This is a genomic window from Moorena sp. SIO3E8 (genome assembly GCF_010692445.1).
Lineage (GTDB): Bacteria > Cyanobacteriota > Cyanobacteriia > Cyanobacteriales > Coleofasciculaceae > Moorena > Moorena bouillonii.
Window position 1 is genome coordinate 1 of the sequence record NZ_JAAHHM010000297.1, and the last position, 2,740, is coordinate 2,740.

The window sequence follows — 2,740 nt, forward strand, 5'->3', positions numbered from 1 at the left end:
AGTTCAGCCAAGGTCGTTTGGCGATTTACTACCGAAGATGCACGAGTCAAACTTAAACACCTATATCCTGTATTTGAACTTGATGAAGACCTAGAATCTAATGCACCAAATTAGCTGTGCCACGCCACTACGCAACTTTTTTACTATTGGGACTTTAGCCAAATAAGCGCCCAAATATAGCCCTTACTCGCTTTATATCTGATAAATACGTCGGGATTTTCCTGGAGCCAATGAACATGCGCGGCAAGACATGGCACTGCGAAAAGCATCTATTGCTTCAGCAAATGTCTTTAAAGGTTTCGATGCCCATCGTCTTCGCAATCCCCCAGTTAATTGATGCCAAAGAATAAAAGTATAGGCACACATGACCAAGATAAAATGTCTCATCAAGCTGCGTTTATGGCGAACTTGATATTCTTTGAGTCCCAACCACCACGCTTGCTCCCGATAAAATACTTCCACCCAATTTCGTTGAGCGTAAGTCTCGACCACCCATTGGGGAGTCACCACATCCGTTTCGACATTGGTCAAAAAATAGTCACGGTGCGCTTTCCAATGGGCGAGTAAATCGCCCTTGGGTCGCACCGCAATATCTGTGGCTTGACTAAAAGTCGGTTTATTCATGACGATAGCCAGACTTCTTTTTCCACTCAGACGAGAGATTTCTACTTCTAGGGTGGCAACCCACAGGGTTTTTGACTTATTTAGATTTAGTTTAACTTCTGTGAAAGCCTCATCTGGAAGGCTTTGGGCGTGCCTCATCGACCCGAACAGTAACTCCCGAATTTTTGGCGTTCGGGTCGCTCACTTTTCGTTCGCGTAGCGTGCGCTTTTGGCGCATTTTTAGCAATTCCTCCTAAATACTTGAGTTGTCGATTTTCTAGCTCTAATAAAAATGATGTATTGTTTCCATATCCAGCATCTATCAGGACAATTTCGGGATGATATCCCCGACTTAATGTCTTATCAATTAACCCCAAGGCTAGCTCCGGTTTCTTCAGGAAGGCTGGATCTTTTTTTCCCTGGGGCAATGAGTTCCCGTGTTGATATAACTCAAGATCTAACGGTAGACTTTTTCGACCATCATACAGATGGGTTGTTACCACCACAATTCCATTATCCGTTTTCCCGATTTCCCCAATGTATTGCCTACCGACACCATGGCGTGAAGTTTCCACTTTTCCGTTCGCGTAGCGTGCGCCAAAAGCGCTTTGTCCGCTGTCGTCCACAATTAGTGCAAATCCACGTTCGCGTAGCGTGCGCCAAAAGCGCAGGGATTTTCGTCTGACGACAGCTATTCATCACTTGCAACCGCCGTTCGTTAATCTCTTGTTCACTCCAGGAAGCTCGCACCGCAAAATGCCGTAGGCTGTGGTATGAGACATCAGAGCGCGTTTCCGGCAATCTGAGATAGGTTTTTTCGTTCACTTTCTCCCAATAATCCCCCGCTGGTAGTGCCTAAACTCTTTTCTTTGAGCTTTTGTGTGAAAGATATCATCAAAACGCTTGCACCATCTCAAGGGAGCAGGTCGGCATTGCTGTGGAAACAGTTTCTTTCATGGGATTGGAGGGAAAAAGTAACCAACCTAAAAAACTTACCCTATATAGCATAGCACTATTTATGCCTTCAATTATCGCGCTTAGTCCCACTATTCTTCAACATCATAACCTTCAACTAACCAACCTTCAACCTTCAACTAACTAACCTTCAACCTTTAAACTAATAACCTTCAACCTTCAAAAAAAATAGCCGCAGAAATACTATCCACGGCTAGGAATTTACCTTATGTCATTCAGTTTTCCAACCTATCCAAACGTGAGTGATCTTACACGACTCAACCGGATGGTTTGGCCGGGGGAAAACCCCCCAGCAATTTAACGTGTTAACGGAGTCTGAAGTACTTGGTGCTAATTGTTATGAATTCTCCCGGAACATCCGTCGGCTGCAGAGGACTCCACTCGGATATTTCGGTGTAGCCCAGTGCATAGAGGGTATGCATGGTATTAGTTATTGCCTTGCGGGAGCCTTTCAAAATGTGCTGAACACGGATTTTTTTGTTGGAAGAATCGTCTGGATTGTTCTCTGAATTTGTTGGAAATTCTGATGGCATAAGGTGAACCTTTTGTTTTTTATTTACATATATAATAGTAATGATTATAGTTTATATTGTCAAGGGTTTTTAGAAGTTTTTTTTTGAGGGGTAATGTAAAGAAATGCGATGCTATTTCAGGATTTACATTGGGATACCTAAATTGTTCAAAGGCAATAGGCAATAGGCAATAGACAATAGGTAATAGGTAATAGGCAATAGGCAATAGGCAATAGGCAATAGGCAAGAGGGAAAAAATCCTGTGTACCTAATTACTCTGAGAACAGATATAATGGAAATGTTTAGCAAACTTAAATGAATTGTGATAATTTTTTCCCTTTGGGTGCATCTCCTAAAAGCTGTTTGACCCGGTGGTGCGTTACGGGGCGGGCTGTCCCAAAAAGGCGCGAAGAGGCGGAAAATGAGCCCGCCCCTAACACCTTTCAAGGGTATGTTTTTTAGATTTGGGCATTCGCCTAGTGGGACTAAGCGCGATAATTCAAGGCATAAATAGTGCTATGCTATATAGGGTAAGTTTTTTAGGTTGGTTACTTTTTCCCTCCAATCCCATGAAAGAAACTGTTTCCACAGCAATGCCCCCGTGCTTCGATAGATGGTGTCAGCGTTTTGACGATATCTTCCGAACTAAA

2 protein-coding genes and 1 pseudogene are annotated in these 2,740 nt (G+C 43.2%); all 3 read right to left on the bottom strand.

Annotated features, from left to right (window positions below; translation table 11 throughout):
* Positions 1-143 precede the first annotated feature (143 nt).
* Positions 144-1,560, bottom strand: a pseudogene (locus tag F6K46_RS39170) (IS701 family transposase).
* 323 nt (positions 1,561-1,883) lie between these two features.
* Entirely contained in the window at positions 1,884-2,111 is a 228-nt protein-coding gene (locus tag F6K46_RS39175) for a hypothetical protein (RefSeq protein ID WP_293022924.1), read from the bottom strand.
* Positions 2,112-2,234: 123 nt separating this feature from the next.
* A complete protein-coding gene (locus F6K46_RS39180) occupies positions 2,235-2,399 on the bottom strand; it encodes a hypothetical protein (RefSeq protein ID WP_293068722.1) in 165 nt (54 codons plus the stop codon).
* Between the last annotated feature and the right edge of the window lie 341 nt (positions 2,400-2,740).

Coding starts and splice junctions, on each gene's coding strand:
- F6K46_RS39175 (WP_293022924.1), bottom strand. CDS start 2,111: ATGCCATCAGAATTTCCAACAAATTCAGAGAACAATCCAGACGATTCT.